We start from the raw sequence: 21,007 nt of genomic DNA on the forward strand, positions 1-21,007 counted from the left end.
CCCCACGTCATCATAGCCGGGAATCTTTTCGGCGCATTGCGGCACGGTCGCATCGCCCTTCGGAATCGGCTGGGTTGCCGCCGTCTTTTGCCGCGAATCCTGCGGCACCGGTTTTTCCTCGATGCCAACAAGCGGTGTCCCGTTGGTCCGATCGAGAATGTAGACCCAGCCGGTGCGCCCGGCTTCGGCGATTCCCTTGCGCGGCTGACCGTCGATCACGGTGTCAAACAGCACAACCGGGCTCGCTGCATCGTAGTCCCAGATGTCGTGGTGGACCTGCTGGAAGTGCCAGGCGTATTCCCCAGTCTTGGCCTTCAGCGCCACCATGGACGTGCAGAACAGGTTGTCGCCTTCGCGCATCGAGCCGTCATAGTCCGGGCCGCAATTGCCGACAGCGAAATAGAGGAGGCCGAGTTCCGGATCGACGGCCGGCGTATTCCAGATCGCAGCACCGCCTCGCATCGCATGGTCGGTACCGGCCGGCCAGGTCTCGCTGCCTTTCTCGCCAGGTGCGGGCAGGGTGAACCAGCGCCACTTGATCTCGCCGGTTCTGGCATCGAGCGCGGTCAACCGGCCGCGGACCCCGAACTCGCCGCCCGTGATGCCGCTGTAGACCATCCCGTCATAATAGAGCGGGGCGCTGGTGATGCCGTAGCCGTTCTGCCACTTTTCGATCGGGGTCTTCCAGGCGACCTTGCCGGTCTTCATATCCAGCGCGACGACGTTGGCGTCGAGCTGTCCGAGGTAGATCAGTCCGTTTCCCATCGCGAGGCCACGGTTGACCCAGCCGCAGCAGACGGTGGATATGCTCTGCTCGATGCCGGACCAGTATTCCCAGATGATCTCGCCGGTTTTGGCATTGAGCGCGAAGACGTCATCATTGCCGGTAACGACATACATAATGCCGTCCTTCACCAGCGGAGACGCTTCTAAAGAGTATTTGCCGCCAACGCCCGAACCCTTCAGGCGTGTCATCCAGGCGCCCTTGAGCTTGCCGACATTTGTCGTGTCGATCTGCTTTAATGTCGAATAGCGATCGTTGGTCAGATTACCGCCATTGGTCACCCAGTCCTTGCCGACCGGGCTGCGAAGCAATCTGTCGATTTCGGAATCGGCGCCCCGTGCCGGCGCGCTGATCAATAGGCCAAAGACGACGAGAGTCGCGGCCGCCCGCCATGCCTGACGATACATTGTTGCCTCCCCATTTTTTTAAGCTGGCGTTCGGCCAGTCGGCGTTAGCCTACAGCCGGCTCCGTCGATTCAGCTATGCGCATCGAAGGAGTCTGAGCTGCGAAGATTCCGTTTCGGCGTCTCAACGGACGGCTGTCTCCCCGGAAGCACAGTTTTCGAGCAACTTTTGGGTCGCTCGGACGTTATCTTGCCATGAGCGAGGATTTTACAGTTCGCCCGCCACGGGTTCTCAATCGCGAGCAACGGCTGGCTCGTGACGCCAAACGCCGCGCGGATGCCGAAGAAGCTATGCGTGAAGTAGCAGCTACGCGGAAGGCATTCGACGAAAACCGCAAGCGCCTGAGGGCGGAACGACTGGCACGTGAGGCGCAAGCTTCCAGGAAGTAGCATCGCGCGCGCAGGCTTTGACCAACCTTCGCGCCGGAAACATCCCGCATCCTTACGTTTCGACTGTTCCGATTTGGGACTTCCCCCGGGACTTTTCCTGACTATTGCGCGGTAAAGCTCGGCTCAGCGCGTAAAGGCACTCCGCATAGAGGAGCGAGCCCGCCCCGTAGACGATGACATAGGCGACGATGAAAGCGTCGCTGCTCCAATGAAACAGCACCGTCAGCGTAGAGATCAGCGCCATACCGGCAAACGTGATGCCGGCGCGGCGGGCCAGTTCTTCGAATCGCCCAACGCCGATCAAGGCGATCTGGCAAGTTGTCTGGATCAGCGTGAAGGCAAGCATCGCGCAGATAGCAATGCGCATGACAGGAGAGACGATTCCAACTTGATTCAAGATGAGGCTGAAGATGCTGTCCCCGAACATGGCGATGGCGACGATGCCCGAAGTCATCGGCAATAGTCCGACCATGAACCCTTTCGCTGTTGCGCGGGCCAGTCCGGCCGCGTCATCGTTATGGACGGCACGGGTCTGATGCGGCAGGACGGTCTCCGCGCCGATCAGGTAGCTCAGCACGGCAAAGCGCGTCACCTTGTAGAACATGTCGAAGGCCACGACCGCGGTCGCATCCCTCGCTGCGGCGAGCAGATAATAGGGGAAAACAACGATGATGAAATCAGCCAGCGACAACAGAACAGTTGCTCGTATTCCACCGACCTCGCGGCGAAGCAGCAGCAAACCTCTGAGAAGCGCACCGCTCCTTGTCACAAAGCCGTATGATCTGGCCAGCCAGATCAATGCGCCGATGGACAAAATCCAAGCCAGCAGATTGAGCGCGCTGTAGGAAACAAATGGCAGACCGACCAGCATTGCGACCGCTGCGGTCAGAGCCGCAATGCGCCTGCCGAGGTCGACGATCTCCGTCCAGACAAAGCCATCCCTGGCATTGACCGCAACGCGAAGCGCCATCCGCGGCAGGGCGCAGACTGCGCCGGCGAAAATCAGCAGATACGCAAGGCCGTGAGGCGCAACCTGCACCAGACCGATGGCCAGCGCGATACCCAATACGACAACCGAAAGGACGCCGATCGCGATGTAGATCGTGACGATGGTGGCAACGAGATCCTGGTCGTCCTGGCTCGTCCCGTGTTGATTGGCTTCGGCGAGATAGTGCGAGCGAAGCTTGAAGAATGCGAGGCCAGTGATGCCGAGATCGCTCTGAAGAACGAGCGCGGCAACCGCCAGCAGGCTCGCTATCACGGCGTAAGAGCCAAGACCGATCGTTCGAACCAGCACATAAGCGAGAGCGAAATTCGTGATCGCATTAAGTGCGGAATTCACTCCTTTTACGATCAACAGGACGAGCGAACTCTGCGAGAACCGGCTCAGCCGGCCCGCAAGGCGGATTTTCTGGCCGGTCATCTCGCTCCCAATGCGGGCATACCGGATAGCATGGCGAAACGATCACGCGCCTCGATCCCACTTTCGTCCGGTTGATCTGCTGTGGCGTATGACTTGCCCAGCCAAACGACAAGCGCTGCGACCTGCATCAGGATGGAGGGATTGAGCAGGTATCCGCCGAGGAAAAGGTAGGTATATCCCACCGCAAACCGCAGACCCTTGGGCCCTCTGCAAACCGTCAGATAAAAGAACCTGAAATAAACCAGTGCGCCCAGCAGGCCATATTCGTAGATCACCTTTCCCCAGGTCGGATCGAAGGCGTTGAACGAAAACAGATGAAATTGCTCCTGCACCGTTCCGGGTCCGCGCCCTAGAACAAATGTCAGGTCGTTGGCAAACACGACCTCCTGAAGAATGCGGAACATCGACAGGAAACGCGCCCATCCGCTCGACTCGACATCGGAAAACTCGCTGATGCGCCGCGTGAATGCATCGATGGAAAGAGCGTCGCCAAAGAAAATCAGCACGAGGGAAACCAGCGCCGCTACAAAAAACAGTCGGGAGTGTCCGTGGTAGAGAAAATAGAACGGAAGAAACAACGCGAGCATCGTCAGTCCGGTGCCGGAATAGCTGCAGACAATGCCGGCCGCGAGGACGAGCAAGCGGAGCGTCCTTGGCCCGGCCAGCAATTCCGCGACCACAGCCACGGCCAGAAATTGACTGAAGAACGAGGGCTCCAGGAAGAAGACCCCGTTGCTCTTGTAGACCGGTGAGGACCAGTACAGCGGAATGAGGGAGTTGTAGCCGCTCACGGTCATGTTTTCCGGCAGATGTTTGTCGAGAAGAAACGCAGCATCGACACCGATGACGAACTGCGCCACGAATTGCAAAACCCCGATCAGCGCGCAGAGACAGCCGACCGCTGAAAGAAAATCGATCAGACGCGGGTATGAAATTTCAGAGGATACGCAGCGGAAGACCAGCGGCAATTGTGCAACCACGAGAAATCCGAGCGACAGCACCGAGACATGGGAGCTCGGGGAAAGCGCGGCGCTCAGCGTGCCCATCACGACAAAAAGCGCGTACCAGATGAACGCCGTCGTGTTGATCTCGAGGACGCCGACAATGAACGCGGCCGCAGTTGCAGCCGGAAAGATGAAAAGGCTCAGCGGAAACAAGCCGCCGGTACCGGGCAGGGCGATCTTCTGAAACAAGACCGCCGATAGCAACGTGAAGCCGCAGAGCGCAAAGCCGGACTGCGCCGCTGGCGCAGCCAGGCCTCTTGCCAAAGGAATCTCAGCCATCACGGTGCCTTCTTGACAGCGTCAACGTCTCTTGCGCGATCACGCCTCAATAGCGCCGCATGCGGTAGTCGGCGACCTGGTGCGCCGGCACCCAGCCATTTGACTCGGCTGCCGAACGCTCTCTGAAGCGTGCCTCCGCAGCAGTTTGCCACTCGCCTTCGTCGGGCGTTTCCGATCCGCGTTGACGCTTCTCGGATTGATCCTCATAGACTTCGCGGCGTCTTGAACCGACAGCTCCAAGCATCACGCACGCAGCCGCTCCGCCAACAACGCCAATGACAGCTCCCAATGAGATGAAAAGCGGCTTGGGAGGAAATGCCGGCTCGGTTGGGGCCGTGGCGGATTGCGCCACCTTGACGTTCGAGAGTTTTGCGCTGGCGTCCCAGTCCGCGTTCGTCTGAGCGTCCGCTGTATGACCAACTTGCGCCTCCAGTACTTTTGAGACCGTGTCGAGCTGGTCGTTCAGGCGACGAAATTCAGCAGAGATGGTAGATAGCTCGCCGAGCCTTCGTTCGGTATCCGACAAGGAGCTATTCTGCGACTTCTCGAGAGACTTCAGCCCGACGATCTGCGAATTGAGGTCGACAAGCTGCTGAGCGGTCTCCTGAAAGACCTTCACCAGCAACAACGGCGATTCATGCACGGGGAGCCTGTTGGACTCCGTCAATGCATCATTTCCCGTCCCGGACGTGTTCGTCTCGGAGCCTATTCCTGCAGGCACATTCTGTTTGGGGCCCGTTATCTCGCCCGGAAGGGAGATGCGGCGCCGGAGCTGGGCCACCGTATTCTGATAGGTCGCCGCTTGCGCCTCCTTCTCCACGATCGAGCCGCGTGTCTTGGCGAGAGCAGCGAGCGTGTCATCGCGCCGCGCGAGCGCGAGCTTGGTTTCCTGGCCGACCGAATAGATTGAATGTTGCCTTGAGAAGTCGGCCAGCTCTGCCGAGACATTCCTGTACTCGTCGCGATAGCGCGCCACCTCCTGGCGGAAAAATGCCGGTGCTGCGGCATTACCGCTCAGATCGGCCTGGCGCTTGAGAAAATCCTGGACGACCAGGCCCAGAAACTGTTCAGCGACTTTCGGATCCGGGTGCCGAAAGGTCAGTGACAGGATCTGGGAGTCCTTCTCGAGATTCACGGCAAGACGCTTCTTGACCTTCAGCAACGCCCGATCGACGTCAGAATGTCCTTCATCCAGGCTCTCCGATCGAAACAAGCTTGTAATTTTCAAAACGTTGTCCCAGAGGCCGGGCGACAGGAAATCCGGCGCCTGCCAGGAAACCGACTTGTTCTGGTCGGGATATAGCCGCTGAGGTCCAAACTCGCTGATAGCCTGGCGAAGCACATCTTCGCTGTTGATGATGTAGATTTGAGAGTTCAGCTGATATCGCAGCGTCTCGGGAAACTGGGCTTGCTGCCGCTGCGCCCGATCGAGGGTCGTCATCAGCAACGCCTCCGACTGGAATAGCGGCGTGACCAGCAGCGTGAATGCGACGGCACTCGCGGCGATCAACGTGAAGACAATCAGGAATGTGAGTTTTCTCGCCCAAACAATCTTACCGATTACGCTGAACGACATGCAGGGCTCGCTGTTGTTGTGAGATGTGCAGTGCGAAGTAACGACGTGGCAAGTGCGAAACGGCGCAATCGTTCCAAAAATCTTTTTAGCCGCTCGAGTCCTGCCGCAACGAGAACCCGCGAACAAGAACAGGGAAGCCTGATGATTCCACGCAGCGTGATCGCCGCTCTATTGTTGCTCTATCTCGGCCTGCCCTGTTCCGCAGGATCTCCGGCGCTTGGCGCATATGTGGGCAACAACCCGTCCGACTTGCGGCAATTTGAAACCTGGCTTGGCAGGCCGGTGGACAGGATCACGGCTCACACCGGCCGTGCGAACTGGAAAGACTGGGTCGGCAGCATCAAGTGGGCGGTGGAACTCTGGTCGCCGCTCAACAAGCCGATTTGCTGGACCATTCCCTTGTTCGCCGATCAAGGAAACCTGCAGGGCGCCGCGGCTGGTGAATATCAAAACTTCTACGAACAAGCGGCCAGAATTCTGGCGCAATCGCGCCGCTCCGACGACGTGATCTACGTTCGGACCGGCGAGGAGTTCAACGGAAACTGGATGCCGTGGTCGGCGACGGGACACGAGCAGGACTTCGTCAAGGCGTATCGACATTTCGTTGACGCATTTCGCTCGGTGTCCGATCGCTTCCGTTTCGAGTGGAACGCGAACGTCCGCGAAACGCGGATGAATCCGGCCGATGCATATCCTGGCGACAACTACGTCGACGTGATCGGGATGGACTTCTATTACAACACGAAATGGAATCCCAAGGATCCCGCCAAGGCTTGGGATGAAATGGTCAACAGTCAATATGGATTGCAATGGCTGGAGGATTTTGCCGCGGCTCACAACAAGCCGACCGCGTATCCGGAATGGGGCATCGAATTCGACGGTGCAGGTCCCTATATCCAAAGAGCTGCGCAATGGTTTTCAGGCCACAACGTGCTCTATCAAAGCGTCTGGAATTCAAACGACGCTTTTCCGGGGAAGCTCACCGACAATCAGTATCCCAAAGCCGCTCTCGCCTACATCGATTCGTTCGGCGGCAAGGTTTCAGATCGCAAGGCCTCCGATCAACCGCCGCATTAGCGGACGGCCTCGGCTGAAGCCGGAAGGCGAGACGCTTTGAAAGTCGAGAAGCGAAGCGTTCGATAAACAAAGCCCGCCGCCCAGCTCTGATGCATGACGATAGCGGCCGGCCCTGCCGCACATCCGGCCGGATCGCGCCCTGACAATGCCAACCACAACCCTCCTGTCAGGCATGCGCCGACATAGGCAAGACCGGGCAGGAGAAACGGCCAGCCCAGACCGAGGCCGGAAGCCAGACTGACCACATTCAAGCCGAGCGCGCCCAGCGGAAGGACTTGCCGGAGTTTCGGCAGCCGACGGTGCTTGAGCATCGTTCTAGCGCGCCCCGAACCAAAATTGAAATATTGCTTTGCCAAACCTGCGAACGAAGCACGCGGAAAATAAACGATGCCCAATTCGGAGCAGAGCCAGATTTTGGCGCCGGAGTTGCGGAGCCGGACGTCCAGTTCGGCATCCTCGTTGTGCGTGAAGTCTTCGTCGTACCCGCCGACGGCCAGAAATGCCTTGCGGTCGAAACAGGCATGATGACCATGTTCCACGAAGCGCGAACGGCTTGCGCTTCGGTGCGGCGATCCTCCGTTTCCCAAACGGCTGTTCTGGGCCATTGCGACGCCTCGCTGCAAGAAGCTGATGCCGCGGGTGAACAATGGAACGACGACCGAGGCCACGTCTCGTTCCCGTAGCTCCCGCGCCAGACCGTCAACGAAGCCGGGCGGATACTCCGCGTGGGCATCGGCACGAACGAGAACGGAAGAGTCCGGTTTGGCAATTCTTGCGCCGCTATTCACGGCCGCAGATTGATAGCGGGCGGGATTGGGCTGCAGCCGTATGCGCGAATTGAGCGCGGCCATCTCGCTCACAATGGCCGATGTGCGATCCATGCTGCCGCCGTCAAGCACGATCAGCTCGTAATCCAGATGCTCGCAGCCTGCGATCAAAGAGCGGATTGCGCGACCGATATATTTCTCCTCGTTCAGCGTAGGAACAATTATCGAAACGGACAGTTCAGATGGCATCGGATGATCCTTCGAGCGGAACTTCAGTCGCCAGCATGCAAATCCCTTGCAGTGTTTTCGTCTGCCGGCGCCACACACAATGCAGACCAGTAAAGTCAGGTTCCTAAGATGAACGGCGTTGTCAGGCCTGATGTCGTTCAGCACCGGCTTGGGCTCGGCTGCGCGCGCCTTGGTTCCGTTCTCGGTCGCGATCGCGCTGAGGCGCTTCATCTCGTTCAAGCGGCATTCGAGCGAGGCATACGCTTTTTCGACACAGCGAATATTTACGGGCAGGGCGAAAGCGAACGCATTCTGGGCGCGGCGCTGCAAAGCCGCCGCAAGCAAGTCACGATCGTGACGAAAGCAGGACAGTATTTTCCTGCCTGGATGGCTCTCGCAAAACCCTTCAAAGGCGCCGTCAAGCGCTTGGTCCGCGAAAGCGGCGCCGGGCGCCACCTCGTTTCAACAGTCCGCAAAGCAGCGTTACCGCAGGACTTCTCGGAGCGTTTTCTGCGCGCCTCCACCGAGGCCAGCCTTCGGCGGTTGAACACCGACTACGCAGACATCCTTCTCCTGCACAGTCCGCCCTCGCACGTCATTGCGAACGGCGCCGCGCTGAGCGCGTTGGAGAAGCTTCGGACGGCAGGAAAAGCCATCAGGATAGGCATTTCCTGTGAAGACGCCGAATCCGGCCTACTGGCGCTGGACGATCCGCGTGTCGAGGTGATCGAGCTGCCGTTGTGGCCGGTCACCCCGGCCACGCAACGCTTCCTCGATCAGGCCCGAGGCCGGGCCGTGTTTGTTATCGCGCGAGGCATGATGAGCGCCGACGCACGGGGCGGTCAAAACGACCGCTGGCTCGCCGCTCGTACGGCTCTCATGTCTACGTTATCGCGGCCCGAGATCAGTCGTCTGCTCATTGGCACGACGCGTATCGCGCATCTGAGCCAGGTGCTCGATGCCGTTCAGAGCAAAGAAGACACGCCTTGTTCATAGACGGACGACAGATTGCTTCGGGGTCGACGCTTGAGACCGAGGTCTGCATCATCGGCGGCGGGCCCGCGGGCATTGCGATCGCGCGTGAACTCCTGGAAACGTCGATTTCCGTCATTCTCGTCGAGACCGGAGGATGGCGGCCGAACAAGCTGACACAACGTCTCAACGAAGCCGAGCTCGTGTCGAAAGCCGGGCATCCGCCGCCCGAAATGTATCGGGAGCGGCGCTTTGGTGGTTCCTCGACCATTTGGGGAGGGCGTTGCGTTCCGCTGACGCGAAGCGATTTCGAACCACGATCCCACGTGGCAAACAGCGGTTGGCCGATTTCTTACGACGAGCTCCTTCCATACTATGCGAGAGCGATGGCCTATTGCGAGGCCGGCCAGTTCGCATTTGATCCTCAATGCCTGAAAGAAGCAGGGCCAATCATCGACGGGCTGGCAAGCAAAGAAATCGCAGTTGGGTTGGAGCGCTTCAGTCCACCCACCGATTTTGGCAGACGTTTCAAATCGGATCTGGTCCGATCGCCGAAGCACAAGATCCTGCTGGAATCGACGTGCGTTCGTTTGCTGAGCAGCGATAGCGGCCGCACCGTCGAAGCAGCCGAATGCTCAACCGTCAGCGGCAACAACTTTCGGATTCTTTCGAAATGCATCGTGGTTGCCGGCGGCGGCCTGGAATCGGTGCGTCTCTTGGCGGCGTCGAACGAAAGGTTTCCCGCGGGCCTTGCCAATTCGAGCGGCGCGCTCGGACGGTATTACATGTCGCACCTCGAAGGCACGCTGGGACGACTGCAAGTCGCCGCCGGGCGACAGGTCATATGGAATTTCGCGAAAACGCCAGACGGCATCTATTCCAAGCACCATGTTCGGTTGTCTGACGAGGTGCAGCAGCGGCACCGGCTTCGGAACATGATCTTCCGTCTGCATCACGCGAACCCGATGGATCCCGGTCATGGAGATCCCGTGTTATCGCTGATGTATATCGCGAAGCGATTCATCCTGCCTGAATATCGACGGAAGATCACCACAGTCGAACTGGAGGCGCTTGATCGGTTGCCGAAGGGCAGGTCACTCGTTGCGCATCACGCTTCGAACATCGCCAGGAATCCCTGGCCGCTGACCCGGTTCCTGAGTTCGTGGATCTATAAGCGTCATGCCCGCTACCGCCGAATTCCCTATGTTGCCCTCTATTCGAAGCATGGCGTTTATCCGCTCGACTATAACGCGGAACAGACGCCGTTGCATGACAGCCGAATCTCGCTGACGCAGGACAAGGATCGCTTTGGCGTCCCGAAGCTGCGCATCGATTGGCGGGTGTGCCCTGAAGACGTGGCGTCGATTGCGGCAAGTTACCGGCAGATGCGACGCATTCTGGCGGACACCAACGTGGCGTCGGTCGTCTACGACGACGATGGATTGAACGAAAGCGCCAAACAGGCCATCGCGGTCGGCGGCCATCACATCGGCACGGCGCGAATGAGCGACGATCCGAAACGCGGCGTCGTCAATCCACAGTGTCGAACACATGACCTCGACAATCTCTACATCGCCGGAAGCGCCGTCTTTCCGACCAGCGGCTCGGCCAATCCGACGCTGACGATCGTCGCTCTGGCGGTGCGCATTGCCGATCACCTGAGAACCCGCTTGCGGAGCGCTGCGTGACGATTTCCATTCTCTGGCTTGGACGAACGATACCGATCCCGCTTAATGCGGGCGATCGCATCTATACTGCGCATTTGGCGGGCGCAGTCGCGCGGCAGGGAGCGCGTGTCGTTTTCCTGGGGCTGGAAAATCCCGACGATCAAACAGGCAGTCTCGGACAACTCGAGTCCGCGGTTCGCTGGAAGGTCGTGCCCGGGGCGCCGAACCCGAGGCTGTTTGGTCCTTTGAGCAAGCTCCCCATGGTCGGCGCACGATTTGCCACCAAACAATATCGGGAAGCACTCGAGCAGGAACTTGAGTCGAATGACTACGACGTCGTCGTGCTCGATCAATACGGCATGAGCTGGGCCCTTAATCACGTCGAGCAGATTGCCCGCAATCATCCGGTCCTGGTGCACGTGTCTCATGACTTCGAGACCAGGGTTACCGACCAAATCGCGCGCAATTTCAATGGCGATCTGCTTCGCAAGACTCTGCTCAAAGAGAATGCAAGGAAAACGCGGCTCGCCGAAGAGCATCTGGCGCGCTCCTGCGACCTGCTCGTGACGTTGACGGAGGAGGATCGCGCTGCTTTCAATGACATCAATCCGTCGCTCGTGAACATCATTCTTCCGCCCGGCTATGCGGGCAGGAAGGAGCGCGGCCGCATTTTGGACGAGACCGTCCCGAGACGTGCGATCATCGTCGGCTCCTTCACCTGGATCGCCAAACAGATGAACCTGGAGCGGTTGCTCGAAGCCGCGAGCGGGCTCTTTAGGCAACATCACATCGAGCTCCATGTCGTTGGAGCAGTGCCCGAGCCGTTTCTTTCCCGCTTGAAGTCGAGGTTTCCCTGGGTCGTTTTCCGCGGCTTTGTCGATGACCTCGGCGAAGAGTTCAGAAGCGCACGGCTGGCCCTGGTCCCAGAGGAGATCGGCGGCGGCTTCAAGCTCAAGATTCTCGACTACATATTCGCCCGTGTGCCCATCGCAGCCGTCGAGGCGGCCCTGAATGGAATACCCGGTCAACTCAAGTCCCAATTCATCACCGAGAGCAGTGTCGGGGAACTGACAAAGACGATTACAACCGCCATTGACGACATCCACCGCCTCGACGTGATGCAAAGGCGCGCATTTGAGTTGGCCGAAGATTTGTTCAGTTGGGACGCCAATGGGCACCGCTTGCTGGAAACGCTGCAATCCATCGCCGATCGCGCGATCGAACAACCTCTGCTCAAATCAGCGCGGCGCTAGCGCTTATAGATTGATCAATCGCGAGGAGCCCCGTTCACCGGCCACGCCCGCGTGATGCAGCGTTCATCGCCAATCGCGCAGCGATCAAACAAACGCGTTGTCAATGTGGGCGAGTGCGTGGCGCTTTTTTGGAGGGGCTGCGAACGCCGGAACCGAAGCTAAAATTTGCGAGAAATTAGGAACGATGCACACGAGAACGTTTTTTTATTTGCGTTGCAGCAATCGTCTGATCTCGGAGTATTCGCGCATGAACGGAATGGTGAAGACAAATAGTGCAGATGGAGAAGCGCTGTTTGTTTTGGTGACGACTCCCCGTCCGATAGGCCTCGCTTCCAAACGAATAGCAGACATTTTTCTGGCCTTGTGCGGGATTGTGCTGCTCGCTCCGCTTTTCATTATTTGCTACGTGGCCACGATCACTTTCTCGCCGGGCCCCGTGCTATTCCGCCACACGCGCGTCGGGTTCAAGGGAAGGCGGTTCGAGTGCCTCAAATTCAGGACCATGGCGATCGATGCACCGGAACGCTTGCGCCGGCATCTCGAAACGAATCCTACGGCCGCCGCAGAGTGGATTGCGACGAGGAAGTTGCGCAACGATCCACGGGTCACCATGATCGGTGCGATTTTGCGGAAATCCAGCTTGGACGAGCTTCCGCAACTCTTCAATGTCCTTAAGGGAGACATGAGCATCGTCGGGCCGAGGCCAGTCACCGAAGAGGAACTCGGCCGATACTCCGACGCCGTCAATGCCTACTATGCATGTCGTCCCGGGATCACCGGTCTCTGGCAAGTTAGCGGCCGAAGCACCACGACCTTCCAGAGGCGCGTTGTCCTCGATAGCTACTATGCACATCATTGGTCGATGGTTCTCGATGCCAAGATCATGGCGGCCACCATTCCGGCGGTCTGTTTCTCCAACACGGCTTACTGAAGTGACGCTGACCGGCGTCGAAGGCAGCTGCCGAACGGACGCCAATCGCCCGTGGCGAGATGCCCCCTAAAGGGGGCCCCGACTTCGCCACTGCATAACTCGGCGTGAATGAGGATCATCCGGAATTGACCGGCCGTGGCGGCGACCGAGGCGTGCTGCCGCAAAGGAGGACGCCGGCCAACCCTCAGGGTCGTTCTTTCCTTTGGCGACTTGATCTTTGGATAGAGTTGCATTGCCTCTGCGGAAGTTGCGTCGCCGTCGGCGTTTGGGCTCCGCGGCACCTGCCACACGCCTACATTCGGGAAGAAATTTTCTTTAGACAGTATCGGATCGCCGTCGCTTGCGGCTAGAGTACATATCAATTTGATCCCGGAGCTTTCTCGACAATCAATCAAATAGAACTACGTGCCGAGTTATCGGCCCCATTTTGAGGGCACCAAAATGATATATTCTGCCGTTGGGCTGGCAGTGTTAGGAGCGGCGGCCGGATTGGCGTTCCGGTGGAAAGTGCTCTTGCCGATCATCTTGATCTTGCCTGTCGCCGTGATCATCTTCTCGTTCTCTCGCGGCCTTGGCTACGTTGATACGGCCATCGCCGTCATCGTCGCCGAAGCGATCGTCCAGGGCGGCTATTTCGCAGGCTTGCTGCTGCGTTTTATGGCGACCGCCGTCTCAAGCCTTTTCAAGAGCCGGCGTGATCCCGAGGCACACGACAAGGACCGGCACACGGCTCCGCGAGCGGAAGCCGGCAAAGGATCATAATTCCTGCAGGCTGCAGCCGCTCTTTGGCCGTTAACCTATGCGATAGCTGAGGTTGAACGGCCGGATGCATACTCCCGCCACACTCGGGGGTTGCACATGAAGAAGCGTCGTCGTTTCAAGCAAACCACATCCCTCAAGGACCGGCTCGCATCTTTCGCGAAAACAACGCGCGAAAAGGCTTCGCTGCTGCGGCCCGGTGCAGAGAAGGACGCGCTGCTCGAGAAGGCGCGTCAGGCCGATGCAGCCGCGCACCTCGATGATTGGGCCAGTTCGCCCGGATTGCGGTCTCCAAAGTCGGGATCCGAGCTCTGATGGGGACGAATATCTCGTCCAACCAAGACCGAGCCGTTGCGGACTTAGGAACGAGGACCAAGCTGCCTCGTTTTCGCGTCTGCACATTGCCACGACAATGTGACTGAACAGCCCTGGCGCGATCCTCCAGCCCTAAGCGCCAGGGCCGTTTGGCCATTGAACTTCAAGCTAAAATTGCCGGCGGGGTGGTGATCCGATTCACCTATGTAAGTGACCCGAGGTCGAGACGCGCTACTCTTGTTCGCATTGGGGTAGCGGGGAATGGCGTCATGACCGACTACAGGTTTTACTCGCTCGACGAGCGCGGCAAGGTCTTCACCGCACCAACCGTTCTGGATTGCCGAGACGATGACGAGGCACTGTCGCAAGGCGCGAGCCTTGTCGGCAATTATCAGATCGAGATTTGGGAAGGAGGCCGTCGGGTTGGCACGCTTGGGCCGGAGCAATTTGGGCTTGGGCATTAGGGATGCAGAAGCCGCGCCGGTTTAAGACCTTGAAGGACCGACTTGCCCTTTACGCCAAGGAAGTACGGGAGAAGGCCGCAAACCTGCCGCCGGGCGTCGAGCGAGACGTTTTGCTCAAGAAGGCACGTCAGGCCGACGACGCCTCCGCCGCAAACGATTGGGCCAACACGCAAGGGCAACGGCCATCCTCTTTCCCGAAACGGGACAATCAGTCTTCGGCGGGCGATCGGCCCGCCACTGGGCGATCGCCAACGCGGGATAACTCCGAGGCGAGTTAGGAACGAACGCGTCGGCGTGGCGTCGTTTACCATGAGCAGGCCTTGTCTCCCGGAGCGTCGGCCGCTTTCTGACGGCCTTGGCACGATAACGGGCCGAGGCCGTCGACGGGACTTGCGATCATGCGCCGATATCATTTCGATCTGGTCGATGCCGACACCGTGACGGAAGCCAGCGGTGCCCTCTTGGATAATGACGACCAGGCCGGCAAGGTCGCGCGAAAATTGGCGCAGGAAGTGCGTGAACAACGGCCCGAACTAGTCGGCCATGGCTATGCGGTACTGGTCCGAAGCGACAGCGGAGAGGAAATCTGGCGGGCGGCGATTGACCGTCCGGGGGGCGGAGAGGGGACGGGCGCGCATAGTGCCGAGAGCACAAAAGTGTCTTTGGCTGATGCGTTCAGGCCGAAAATAACATAGGTTATTGATGGTGCTGACAAGAAGCCAGCTTATCGCGGCGGAGAGAGTTTGCCGTGAATCCGCTGATCCGAAAACTTGAGCAGTTTGTCCGGTTGTCGCCCGACGACCGCACCATTCTCACGCGAGCCTCATCGGAGCGCGTGCGCAGGTTTGCGCCGCGGGTTGACATCTCCCGCGAGGGCGACCGGCCGAAGGATGTGCATCTGATCCTCTCAGGCTGGGCCTGCCGTTACAAACAACTCGAGGACGGCCGCCGGCAGATTGTGTCCTTCTTCCTGCCCGGCGATATGTGCGACCTCAACGTCTTCATTCTGAAGGAGATGGACCACTCGATCGGGACAATATCCGATGTCACGATCGCGGATCTGTCACGCGAGTTTTTCGACGAGATTGGGGCGGGCTATCCGCGTATCGCAACGGCGCTCTGGTGGGAAACGCTGGTGAACGCGGCGATCCAGCGCGAGTGGACCATGAACCTTGGGCAGCGCACGGCATCGGAACGGATGGCGCATTTGCTGTGCGAAATCTTTTTCCGGTTGCGCCTCGCCGGCCTCACCGACGTCAACAGCTGCGAATTCCCGTTGACCCAGGCGGATCTCGCGGAGGCGACGGGTCTCTCGAAGGTTCACGTCAACCGCACGCTGCAGGAGTTGCGTGGCGCAAAGCTCGTGGTTCTGAAAGGCAAGGCGCTGACGGTCCCGAATGTCGAGCGGCTGATGAGCGCAGGCTTGTTCAACGCCAACTATCTGCACATGGAGCACGAAGGCCGCCAGCTCGATGCGAACGAATAGGCACCGTCAGTCCTCAGCGCCTTTTCCGGGTTTTTCATCGGGCCCTTAACATACGTAACCTCGCTGGCGATCGTGCAAGACTATCCTGAGCGGGTTTTCGGGGAGGGTATTCCATGCACGATACCGAAACCGTTGCCGTACTTCGTGCCGTTCTCCATGAGATCTGCGCAAACCTCGCTCCATCCGACGTCAGCACAAAAACGCACGCCGCAGCAAAGCGACTGGAGACAGCTCAGCACGGGCCAGCATTGATCGATCACACCAAGGAGACCGGGACGGCAGCCGTGAGGCGGCCGCCGACAATGTGGCGCTGACAACGCGGGCTCTCGATCGAGCTCCGAGTACAATTGCGGTACAGCCGCGCGATGATCCCGCTGACCGAAGATGACTTCTCTTTACGCCGCGCTGCATCATGGGCGCCGGCTTAGGAACCTCGCATCGTGGACGAGAGTTTATCTGGCGTTGTCAAGCCTTTCGAAATGACAGGAGTCTTTGTAATGGCGACCCAGATTGTCATGGATCTCAACGGCGACAGCCGCTATCAATTCGATCCTCGGGATGCAGAAGGCGTGGCCAGGGCCGAAAAGCGCTTCAAGGAGCTGATCGGGTCAGGGTTCATCGCCGCTGAGCGAACGCCAGCCGGCGATTCCCGTCAGGTAAAATCGTTCGATCCCACGGCCAAAGAGACGTTGTTCTTTCCTCGCCTCGTCGGCGGATGAAAGTCGATGGTGTTCTGGTTGGGCAGGCAGGCCTTCGAGTGCGAATGGCGCGCCCATGCGGCTTATGGGCTTTTCAAAAGCGCCAGAAACTCGAACACGCCAGAGGTCCGCGGCCTGAGGCTGCTAAGGTCATGGCTGTCGCCTGCGCAGCTCGAACAGTTCGACTCGCTGGGCTACTTCGATGTCGTCGGCGGGACGAGCGGCAAGAAATACCGTATCAAATTCGGGCTTTGCGCAAATATCCTTGAGCTCGCCAAGGATGATACGCCGAAAGTCGGCTGGTGCTTCGTGCCGGACAGCTGCCTGGTTGCCGGCGATGTCATGCTCGCCCAGAAGATCGCGCTCGAAACCTGTGAGTGCGCCGCGCTCGCCAAGGCGAACAGGTTTGGGGTGCCGACAAGATAGCTCGGCGCTTTCGAGCGCTTGAGGAAATCGGCCACGACGGAGCGAAGAGTGACGTTTCGCCGGGGCCGGTCCGGTTCCGAAAGCGCCAAATGTCCCAGATTTGGTCAAGGCATGGTCAAGCCATGGCCAAGGTTCTCGGCTTACAGGGGGCCGGGCAGGGCTCACGCAAATGCGAGAACCCCCGATGCATCGAACCCTCTTGCTCGCCGCTGTTCTGTTGCTTTCCGTTACGTCCGCCGGGGCTGAGAGCGGCCTGGCTTCCTACTACGGGGGCCGCGGCCACGGATTGACATGCGCCCACCGAACCAGGCCGTTTGGAAGCATCGTGACCGTGAGCTCCGAAGGCCGCTCGATCCGATGTCGCGTCAACGATCGCGGCCCTTTTGTGCGGGGCAGGGTCATCGATCTGTCGGTGAGCGCGGCGCGCGCGCTCGGCATGATGAGAGCTGGCGTTATTCGCGTGTCGGTCCAGTAACCGGTCAATTCTCTCTGGACACCTTTCAACGCGTCAGGCGAGCACGGCGGGCTGACGATGAAAACTCGTATCGTCGGTCCCAGAGCGCCGTGGCGTCCCAGGGATTCGTGCTGCCATCGCTGGCGACATAGACCTCGCTGTTCGACCGAAAAGTCGATTGCCGACATAATCACTTCGAGCGCCTCGCGGCTTCCTGGTTGTCGCGAGCTGGTTTCTGCTTAAATCACAGATGCTTAGGTGCCCCGCATAGACACCCACAAAATAGCAGGTGGCGGAAAGGGTGTCTGTCAACCCACGTTGAAAAATATAGGGTTTTTGCCTTAGCCAACCGGCAAGCTACGGTTCAATCTACGGGGTATTTTGCGGACACCGTAGCTTCGACAAGCCACTAAATTCGTGATTCTTATCTGGCCTCTTTTGACAGAGGCCTTGCTGTGTCGCTTCGGTTCCTCAGCATATTCGCTGCCGCATTTCTGTTGCTGGACAGCCTCCCGGCGCAAGCGCAGCTTGCGAACGGCAGGCTCGGCCTGTCGCCAAATCTGCACTGGATCGGCGACATCACCGGCGCGTCGACGGTCTACTACACGAACGATCAAACGGCGCATTCCGATTCCGGTCCCTGGTCGCCTGGCGCGCAGTATGACTTCTTCGACAACGGGGCGGCGCTATGCCATCAGCCCTGGGCACCGCGGCCGACAGCGGGCGCCGTAGCGCCACCAGCCGCCACGTCCTGCGCTGGCACCTATGTTGGGTCTGGCTCGACCGACGCGAACGGGCAATTCAATCAGCACAAGACACCGGGGCCTGCGCGCCGCTGGGATATCTGGAATTATCAGAACCGCGAATTGATCGATCTGCAGGTGCTCGATGTACAGGGCAATGTTGCCGTCACCTCCGAGCAGGGCAACTGGCATCCGATCACCGCGAACAGCAACGCGACTTTCATCGTCGGTTTGCCGCAGCCGGCCAATTGCGAATACCTCCAGCAAATCTACGCGCTGTCTCCCGGTTCCGAGGGCGGAGCCTCGTGGGGAGCCGTGGCCTGCGGCTGGGGCGCCTCGTTCGCCAATCCCGTGCAATGGACGTGGCCGAACCTCGCTGGTCAACCGCAGGGCTATTGGGGGCAGCAGGGCGATGACACGTTCTGGTCATCCAACAACCAGATTGCCCCGGGAGGGACCGGCATCGCCGAATACACCTCGATCGATAATGTTGGGGTGCAGCAGGTTTGGGCCGTGTACATCGCCGCGTCACTGACCAGCGGCGGCTCGGTGACGTTCTACGGCAAGAATGCCGCCCATCGGATCATGCACGTTCGATTTAGTGGCTAGGCGCGGGGACCGATTAAAGCCCCGCGCCTTTGTCGTCACCGCCTCAGCCGCTTAGCATGCGCTGCCAAGCGCTGCCGGTTACGCTTCCTGTGCGATCGGCGCCGGCGCTTCATGATTTCAGAATTTCTTCGACCCGTTCGTGAATCACATCGTCTTCATCGAACTCGAAAAGATCGGGCATGACGTAGCCGGAATCCGCAACCATCTCTGCAAGCCCGACGAATTCGGCGACGCCACAGAACAAGTGCTGGAAAGCAACCTCGTCATCAAATGCGAATTCTTCTCGGCCAGCGATGATCGGGCGGATGTTGTACAGCGCGACCAAAGCTTTCGCCCGGAGTCCTTCGACCGACGAAGCGGGGATCGAGTTAATTGCGTGCCCGATTGGCTCCATCCCCAGTGAAATCTCGTCCATTCGGTCATTCGCTTCGGTAGCGCCCGTGTCGGCAAGCCGCTTCTCAAGCGCGGCCCTCATTTCTGGCGTGCTCTTGTAATCAAAATCCTTAGGCTCACCGAACTCGGCATCCTGCTCGATGCGCGCTTGTTCTGCACCCCGCGACCAGTCTTTGTGCGCAGAAAGGTATTTCTCGAGCATCGGCTCGTATTCCCGACAAAGCGAAATGAGCTTCGCATCAGTTGACGTTGGCCGAGTGGTCGGTGCGAACGTCACAACAGGGCCGGTTTTTACCGCGCTAACAACGCTGAGCGCCTCCGCTATATGGCGGAGGAGAGTTGCCATATAGGTCTCTCCGCGTTCTCCATCATCATTGTAGCCAGTTCCGTAGTCACCGGTCGCGTAGTCGGGGAATTGCCAGCTGTCGGACACGCTGCCTCTGGATTCCGCTGCAACGTAGTTTAACAGCGCGATGGCTCCAGCTATCGAAGTTGGCTGGACATCAAGAAGACCACGGGCCAAATCAAACATCGCATTACAGGCCTCGTCAGTCGCTTTCATGGATTCGTTGTAGCTTGGATCGTCGCTCCAGTCGGGGCCCTTAAGCGCCCTTTCGAGCGCGCAGTGATTATCGACGCACTTCGCGTAAACTTGAGCGGCCGTTCGGTGGACCTCTATGGCGACGAAGACTGGATCGCTGGCGATCGCGGGCGCGATCGTGGGAATAGAAGCAGCAACAGACGCTACAACAAGCTTATTCATCAGGGATCTCCGGGATACGCGGTACATGCCCCCAGGACCACCGGTGGTTGATTCGTGAGTCATTAGTGAGTCCTCGGTTTGGCGTTCTACGGCCTGTGCCGGATCGGCCGGCAGCCGGGAGGTAGAAACCAGCCGAGAAGACTGGCGGCGACGCTTTTAAGCCTTGCGGCTCTGGACATGGCGAGGCCCTCCCGGCCATATTGGCCAGGTTGGAGCGCACGCCAATGCGCTACCTACATTCAGCCGCCTTCACCCGACGCCAATCGGGGGCATGCTGACCAAGCATGAGCGGGCTATATTCTCGGTCCGGGTTTCTACGCCCAAGGACAGACTCTCACCGATTTTATGATTTGGCAATTCCCCAGGCTGGGGAAATCCCCGTTAACGAGGCATTGCCTCGGGTCTCTCTGTAGGGTTGAGTCCGGAAATCGCGGAGGCGTCTCAATGGCAGAACAGAAGCTCTGCCCTCGTCGTCTCAAGTTTCATTTGTAGATGTCGGATGGCGACTGAGGGAAAGAGGCCACATCCAAACGACACTAATGCTGACTGGCTCACACCTCGTCAGGCCGTAAAGATTCTAGATGATGCTTTCGATCAGAGATCAGCAATTTCACAGCAATCACTGTTGGAATGTCTCCGCGGTCGGCAGATTGATGCAATGTCCTTCAAGACTTTGGTATCGCGGGAGGGTGCCGACGACCATCTGATCGAATTCTATAAAATTCCACCGGAAGATTGGGATCATGTCCGTTGGAACGATAGCTTCTTCGGCCACGGCATTCTTACCTATCGCCGTTGGGATCGTGCGAGGAGAATCGAAGAAGTTCGGCACTTCAACGTCAAATTCAATCCCGAGCATGTGAAGCGTGTTGCTGCACCATATCAGGCTGCGCAAGCCACTCTTGCCGCGCCTCCAATGGAGGAAAACAAGGGACCAGCGATTTCGCCGGCTCATCTGAAGGCGTGGTTTGAGTTCTACAAAAAGATCGATGGCGAAATGCGGGAAGATCCAGCTTGGGATCACGCGCGCATGTGCTTCCCTAAGAACTCGATCACGCGGCAGAAGATTCGCGATTTACTGCCCGACCGCCCTATGGGACGGCCGCCTAAGCGAGAAACTTAGCGGCTAGATTGGCGACTTT

The 21,007-nt window shown here is 58.9% G+C and carries 21 protein-coding genes; 15 read left to right on the top strand and 6 right to left on the bottom strand.

The window, feature by feature from the left end:
- The 4 genes from VFB05_RS16560 to VFB05_RS16580 form a co-directional block, all read right to left on the bottom strand.
- Positions 1-1,191: pyrroloquinoline quinone-dependent dehydrogenase (locus VFB05_RS16560; RefSeq protein ID WP_325013827.1), on the bottom strand; the 1,191-nt coding region annotated here is incomplete at its 3' end.
- Positions 1,192-1,630: 439 nt separating this feature from the next.
- A complete protein-coding gene (locus tag VFB05_RS16570; protein ID WP_325013831.1) occupies positions 1,631-3,001 on the bottom strand; it encodes a hypothetical protein in 1,371 nt (456 codons plus the stop codon).
- Entirely contained in the window at positions 2,998-4,047 is a 1,050-nt protein-coding gene (locus VFB05_RS16575) for a hypothetical protein (protein ID WP_325014009.1), read from the bottom strand. The genes VFB05_RS16570 and VFB05_RS16575 overlap by 4 nt, the downstream gene beginning before the upstream one ends.
- A 283-nt stretch (positions 4,048-4,330) precedes the next feature.
- A complete protein-coding gene (locus VFB05_RS16580) occupies positions 4,331-5,860 on the bottom strand; it encodes a GumC family protein (RefSeq protein WP_325013834.1) in 1,530 nt (509 codons plus the stop codon).
- A 141-nt stretch (positions 5,861-6,001) separates the two neighbouring features.
- Here VFB05_RS16580 and VFB05_RS16585 point away from each other — a divergent pair, with 141 nt between their 5' ends.
- A complete protein-coding gene (locus tag VFB05_RS16585) occupies positions 6,002-6,937 on the top strand; it encodes a glycoside hydrolase family 26 protein (protein WP_325013836.1) in 936 nt (311 codons plus the stop codon).
- Here VFB05_RS16585 and VFB05_RS16590 read toward each other — a convergent pair.
- Complete coding sequence (locus VFB05_RS16590) at positions 6,934-8,163, bottom strand: glycosyltransferase family 2 protein (protein ID WP_325013838.1); 1,230 nt, start codon at positions 8,161-8,163, stop codon at positions 6,934-6,936. The genes VFB05_RS16585 and VFB05_RS16590 overlap by 4 nt on opposite strands.
- Here VFB05_RS16590 and VFB05_RS16595 point away from each other — a divergent pair.
- From VFB05_RS16595 to VFB05_RS16655, 13 genes are all read left to right on the top strand, one after another.
- Positions 8,062-8,928, top strand: a complete 867-nt coding sequence (locus tag VFB05_RS16595) for an aldo/keto reductase (protein WP_325013840.1) — start codon at positions 8,062-8,064, stop codon at positions 8,926-8,928. The genes VFB05_RS16590 and VFB05_RS16595 overlap by 102 nt on opposite strands.
- The gene (locus VFB05_RS16600) at positions 8,919-10,592 is read left to right on the top strand and encodes a GMC family oxidoreductase (protein WP_325013842.1); all 1,674 of its coding nucleotides are present in this window, start codon (positions 8,919-8,921) and stop codon (positions 10,590-10,592) included. Before VFB05_RS16595 ends, VFB05_RS16600 begins: the two co-directional genes overlap by 10 nt.
- Complete coding sequence (locus VFB05_RS16605; RefSeq protein ID WP_325013844.1) at positions 10,589-11,824, top strand: glycosyltransferase; 1,236 nt, start codon at positions 10,589-10,591, stop codon at positions 11,822-11,824. The genes VFB05_RS16600 and VFB05_RS16605 overlap by 4 nt, the downstream gene beginning before the upstream one ends.
- 247 nt (positions 11,825-12,071) lie before the next feature.
- Positions 12,072-12,755, top strand: coding sequence for a sugar transferase (locus VFB05_RS16610; protein ID WP_325013847.1), 684 nt, complete (start codon positions 12,072-12,074; stop codon positions 12,753-12,755).
- A 513-nt stretch (positions 12,756-13,268) separates the two neighbouring features.
- Entirely contained in the window at positions 13,269-13,517 is a 249-nt protein-coding gene (locus tag VFB05_RS16615) for a hypothetical protein (protein WP_325013849.1), read from the top strand.
- Between the two features lie 96 nt (positions 13,518-13,613).
- Positions 13,614-13,829: a hypothetical protein gene (locus tag VFB05_RS16620; protein ID WP_325013851.1), complete on the top strand. Its 216-nt coding sequence runs from the start codon at positions 13,614-13,616 to the stop codon at positions 13,827-13,829.
- A gap of 269 nt (positions 13,830-14,098) precedes the next feature.
- Positions 14,099-14,293, top strand: a complete 195-nt coding sequence (locus tag VFB05_RS16625) for a hypothetical protein (protein WP_325013852.1) — start codon at positions 14,099-14,101, stop codon at positions 14,291-14,293.
- A gap of 398 nt (positions 14,294-14,691) precedes the next feature.
- The gene (locus VFB05_RS16630; RefSeq protein WP_325013854.1) at positions 14,692-14,988 is read left to right on the top strand and encodes a DUF6894 family protein; all 297 of its coding nucleotides are present in this window, start codon (positions 14,692-14,694) and stop codon (positions 14,986-14,988) included.
- A 53-nt stretch (positions 14,989-15,041) separates the two neighbouring features.
- Positions 15,042-15,779, top strand: a complete 738-nt coding sequence (locus tag VFB05_RS16635; RefSeq protein WP_325013856.1) for a Crp/Fnr family transcriptional regulator — start codon at positions 15,042-15,044, stop codon at positions 15,777-15,779.
- 497 nt (positions 15,780-16,276) lie between these two features.
- On the top strand, positions 16,277-16,498 hold the full coding sequence (locus VFB05_RS16640; protein WP_325014011.1) for a hypothetical protein: 222 nt from the start codon (positions 16,277-16,279) through the stop codon (positions 16,496-16,498).
- Positions 16,499-16,504: 6 nt separating this feature from the next.
- Positions 16,505-16,903, top strand: coding sequence for a hypothetical protein (locus VFB05_RS16645; RefSeq protein ID WP_325013858.1), 399 nt, complete (start codon positions 16,505-16,507; stop codon positions 16,901-16,903).
- A 184-nt stretch (positions 16,904-17,087) separates the two neighbouring features.
- Positions 17,088-17,378 (top strand): septal ring lytic transglycosylase RlpA family protein, encoded by a 291-nt coding sequence (locus VFB05_RS16650; protein WP_325013860.1) that lies wholly within the window; start codon positions 17,088-17,090, stop codon positions 17,376-17,378.
- A gap of 434 nt (positions 17,379-17,812) precedes the next feature.
- Entirely contained in the window at positions 17,813-18,709 is an 897-nt protein-coding gene (locus VFB05_RS16655) for a hypothetical protein (protein ID WP_325013862.1), read from the top strand.
- A 109-nt stretch (positions 18,710-18,818) separates the two neighbouring features.
- Here the strand turns inward: VFB05_RS16655 and VFB05_RS16660 are convergent, their stop codons facing one another.
- Entirely contained in the window at positions 18,819-19,865 is a 1,047-nt protein-coding gene (locus VFB05_RS16660; protein ID WP_325013864.1) for a hypothetical protein, read from the bottom strand.
- 658 nt (positions 19,866-20,523) lie between these two features.
- On the opposite strand from VFB05_RS16660, the gene VFB05_RS16665 reads away from it, so the two are divergent.
- Positions 20,524-20,988 carry a hypothetical protein gene (locus tag VFB05_RS16665; protein ID WP_325013866.1) on the top strand — a complete coding sequence of 155 codons (465 nt, stop codon included), beginning with the start codon at positions 20,524-20,526 and terminating at the stop codon, positions 20,986-20,988.
- Positions 20,989-21,007: the final 19 nt, after the last annotated feature.

This window comes from Bradyrhizobium sp. (assembly GCF_035652035.1).
GTDB lineage: Bacteria > Pseudomonadota > Alphaproteobacteria > Rhizobiales > Xanthobacteraceae > Bradyrhizobium.

Bases quoted from the DNA above. Each gene is read 5' to 3' on its own strand.
- VFB05_RS16660 (WP_325013864.1), bottom strand. From the start codon at position 19,865: ATGAATAAGCTTGTTGTAGCGTCTGTTGCTGCTTCTATTCCCACGATC.
- VFB05_RS16640 (WP_325014011.1), top strand. From the start codon at position 16,277: ATGGCGACCCAGATTGTCATGGATCTCAACGGCGACAGCCGCTATCAA.
- VFB05_RS16665 (WP_325013866.1), top strand. From the start codon at position 20,524: ATGTCCTTCAAGACTTTGGTATCGCGGGAGGGTGCCGACGACCATCTG.
- VFB05_RS16595 (WP_325013840.1), top strand. From the start codon at position 8,062: ATGAACGGCGTTGTCAGGCCTGATGTCGTTCAGCACCGGCTTGGGCTC.
- VFB05_RS16590 (WP_325013838.1), bottom strand. From the start codon at position 8,163: ATGAAGCGCCTCAGCGCGATCGCGACCGAGAACGGAACCAAGGCGCGC.
- VFB05_RS16575 (WP_325014009.1), bottom strand. From the start codon at position 4,047: ATGGGCACGCTGAGCGCCGCGCTTTCCCCGAGCTCCCATGTCTCGGTG.
- VFB05_RS16630 (WP_325013854.1), top strand. From the start codon at position 14,692: ATGCGCCGATATCATTTCGATCTGGTCGATGCCGACACCGTGACGGAA.
- VFB05_RS16580 (WP_325013834.1), bottom strand. From the start codon at position 5,860: ATGTCGTTCAGCGTAATCGGTAAGATTGTTTGGGCGAGAAAACTCACA.
- VFB05_RS16570 (WP_325013831.1), bottom strand. From the start codon at position 3,001: ATGACCGGCCAGAAAATCCGCCTTGCGGGCCGGCTGAGCCGGTTCTCG.
- VFB05_RS16610 (WP_325013847.1), top strand. From the start codon at position 12,072: ATGAACGGAATGGTGAAGACAAATAGTGCAGATGGAGAAGCGCTGTTT.
- VFB05_RS16645 (WP_325013858.1), top strand. From the start codon at position 16,505: ATGGTGTTCTGGTTGGGCAGGCAGGCCTTCGAGTGCGAATGGCGCGCC.
- VFB05_RS16625 (WP_325013852.1), top strand. From the start codon at position 14,099: ATGACCGACTACAGGTTTTACTCGCTCGACGAGCGCGGCAAGGTCTTC.
- VFB05_RS16650 (WP_325013860.1), top strand. From the start codon at position 17,088: ATGCATCGAACCCTCTTGCTCGCCGCTGTTCTGTTGCTTTCCGTTACG.
- VFB05_RS16585 (WP_325013836.1), top strand. From the start codon at position 6,002: ATGATTCCACGCAGCGTGATCGCCGCTCTATTGTTGCTCTATCTCGGC.
- VFB05_RS16620 (WP_325013851.1), top strand. From the start codon at position 13,614: ATGAAGAAGCGTCGTCGTTTCAAGCAAACCACATCCCTCAAGGACCGG.